Annotated in this window: 4 protein-coding genes; all 4 read left to right on the top strand. The window is 48.3% G+C overall.

All coding sequences use genetic code 11. The features are described 5' to 3' along the window. Positions 1–174: 174 nt before the first annotated feature. Entirely contained in the window at positions 175–483 is a 309-nt protein-coding gene (locus ACWVCM_RS02420; protein WP_455200110.1) for a hypothetical protein, read from the top strand. A 21-nt stretch (positions 484–504) separates the two neighbouring features. After that, the gene (locus tag ACWVCM_RS02415; RefSeq protein WP_455200109.1) at positions 505–1,770 is read left to right on the top strand and encodes a vWA domain-containing protein; all 1,266 of its coding nucleotides are present in this window, start codon (positions 505–507) and stop codon (positions 1,768–1,770) included. A 57-nt stretch (positions 1,771–1,827) separates the two neighbouring features. Further along, on the top strand, positions 1,828–2,943 hold the full coding sequence (locus tag ACWVCM_RS02410) for a hypothetical protein (protein ID WP_455200108.1): 1,116 nt from the start codon (positions 1,828–1,830) through the stop codon (positions 2,941–2,943). Positions 2,944–2,957: 14 nt separating this feature from the next. Then, on the top strand, positions 2,958–3,185 hold a 228-nt coding region (locus ACWVCM_RS02405; RefSeq protein WP_455200107.1), incomplete at its 3' end, for a hypothetical protein.

The following is a 3,185-nucleotide window of genomic DNA, read 5'->3' as shown; positions in this document are numbered from 1 at the left end:
TATATTCGCGCACTTTGACGCCCTGGATGATAAAATGCTGCTGGAACCTTTTCCCAATAATCCTGGGAGTACGCGCATCGAGCAGTACAAAAATTTGAACACCAGCCACAACTTTTACTGGAAAGCCTGCAGGCCTGTGTTGGACAGGCGGCCGGCATCGAATTGCATGCCTTTATGCAAAACCTTGATCAAATGCCGGATTTGGAAGCGATTTTGAAGGGTGAAAAAGTGGCGGTGCCGAAAGAAGTGGATTTGCAGTATGCGGTGGCTTCTGCTTTGGTGGGGCATGCCATCCGGGCACGTAAACTGAATAATGCCAGTGAATTGCACGGGCACATTCTCGATTACGCGATTAAATTTCCACAACGTGAAATGGGTGTGATGCTGGTTTCCGATATGCATCGGGCGATCGGCCAGGAACTGTTTAGTGTGCCGCAATTCGCCCAATGGGCTGATTCTGTCGCTGAAGTCATGATTTACTAAATGGTCGAACCAGGTGTAGAGATGTCGAAATCAGAAAATGACATCGAGCTTAAACTAAGTGCAGCGCGCACACGTCTCATCATTGAAAAACCATTTCTTGGTGCGCTGGTATTACGATTACCGGCTGTTGCGGCCAATCCCTCCTGGTGTGAAACCACTGCCACGGATGCACGTAAAATATTTTATAATCCCGCCTACATAGATGCGCTGGATATGGATGAAGCCCAGTTCGCATTGGCCCACGAAGCCTTGCATTGTGCCTTGTCCCATTTTGCTCGCCGTGGCCATCGCGACAAGCGTAAGTGGGATATTGCCTGTGACCTCGCCATAAATCCTTTACTGCACAGTGAAGGATTTAAGATTCCGGCGGGTGCCTTAATGATGGACGGTTTCGAAGGCATGACGGCAGAAGAAATTTACCCTTCCATCGAAGATTCCTTTGAAGAAGAATGTCACGACAAGCATGTTTACGATAATGATAGTGATGTAAAACCCAATCCGGAAGAGGCGGATCGTGGCGAAGGATCGTCGCCGGATGAACCGAGTGATCCAGAAAGCCAGCAGCAATCACAAGCAGGTCAATCGCCACAGTCGGCCAAACCAGAAGAGTCAGGCGGTGGTGGTGCACCACAGCCGCAGCCATTATCACAAACGGAAAAGGAAAACCTCGATACTCAATGGCAGCAACGTCTGGCTGGCGCTGCGCAACAGGCAATGCAGGCCGGTAAGTTGGGTGGAGCGATGGCACGCCTGGTGGATTACCTGTTGCAACCGCAATTACCCTGGCGCAGTGTGCTAGCCCATTATATGTCATCCATTGCGCGCGATGACTATAGTTATGCGCGTCCGTCTTCACGTCGAGGTGATCCGGCCATCTATCCCAGTCTTCGTAGCGGACAGGTAAATGTGATGGTGGCGCTGGATACCAGCGGTTCTATTAGTGACGAAGATATGCGGCAGTTTGTTTCAGAAATTGACGCCATTAAAAGCCAGGTGCGGGCGCGTGTCACTTTGCATGCCTGTGACGTTAATTTGGTAGAAGGCGGTCCGTGGGTTTTTGAGCCATGGGAAGAGTTTCAGATTCCACAGAAATTTGCAGGGGGAGGGGGTACTGAGTTTGCACCGATCTTTGAATGGGTTGATCAATCTGACAGCCAGCCAGACTTGCTCATCTATTTCACCGATGCCAACGGAAAAATTCCTGAACACGAACCCCATTATCCTGTGATATGGTTGGTAAAAGGTAAGGAGACGGTGCCCTGGGGAAGACGTGTCCAGCTTAATTGATATTTACCGCCGTTTGTAACTAATAACTACGTCTGCAACTAACATCAGAAAATCAGCATGGAATTGTCCAGCGAAGACAGTTTGCGTCTCAATGTACTGATTAATCAGGACCTGCAAGCTATCAGGATTGATGAATCAAAAATGATTGTGCACGCACTGACGGGGCGTGGTGAAGCCCGGGTTCCGTTAAATCCTACTTGTCGTGACGATAAATATTTACGTTTTGTACGCGAAATGTTTTCCACGCATGCACTGGGGTCGCCGGGCGGTTACCCTGTTTTTTTGCGACGCTGGACCCGTATGGGCCAGATGCGGGAAGAGAGCCTGGAAGGCCTGTTAATACTGGGTGAACCTGAAGCAGTCGTGGCGGTAGCCAATTCACCGGAACTGAACGAAGAAGTTGCGCGCCGTGCCTGGTGGGCTATGCCAGAAGCGGATATCGCCAGGCGTATGTTAAAAAACTCCCAAATTGTACAATCCAAAATTGGCAAAGAACTGGCAGCATTTTTAGTTGAGTTTTTACCGTTTGAAGTGGAGGCATATGATATTGTGGAATCCGTGCGATTGGTTCTGCAGCCTGGCCTGGTGGATGAGGCTACCGTGCAGAGCTTATGGTCCAGGGGGGCACGGAAAAGTGCCTATTACGTGGGTTTCCTTTTGGCAAGACCCAATCAGCTACCGGAGCAATTGCCTGCAAACTCCAGATTCGATGAAGCTAAAACCAGATTAGATGAGTTGTTGAAGGATAATTCCTATGCACGGCTATTAATTCAATTATTCAGTAATAAAGGACAGGTCTTTCTGAAGACGGCATTAAATACCATGAATAAGCTAACAGACCAACATGTCGTGGTAATGTACCTGAAAGCACTCCAGAAATACTTTGCTGAGTTATGTTTCGAAGCTAGTGTTAATTTCCGTAGTTTTGATGAAATAGACGCTGCGGTAGATCGGGCGATTGCAGATACAGGTAATGCGCAATTAAAAGTTGTGCTTGATCGGGTACCGGAATATCGTGATCAACTTATCGCGATGCTCAAATTGGCCAGCGTCGGTGAGTCTCTGGTTGATCCAGTGTTTTCACAAACCGACGCTGTGGGTTCGGTCATGCGAAAGCGATTGCAACCAGTAACACAGCCCATTGCTGACAATATTAAAAAGTTATCGGATTAGCGGAAATCATTCTCGTGTCCGGATTACATGTCACAAGAGTTGAGCTGAGTGTTAAAGTTGCCGTGCCTGTAGCCGTTTTGCAAAAACACCTGCCGGCGCCTATTGATAAACTTGGTGAACAGCTAGCAAATGAAGTTCATAAGCAAGTAACCAAACATAATTTAGGGTATTACCCGGCGCTGGAATATTTTAAGGATCAGAGTGAGTTCCCTGCTTACTTGCTGGATGCGGTAGATGAGGTC

This window comes from Kaarinaea lacus, from assembly GCF_975902315.1.
This window is presented reverse-complemented; position numbering and strand designations above follow the sequence as displayed.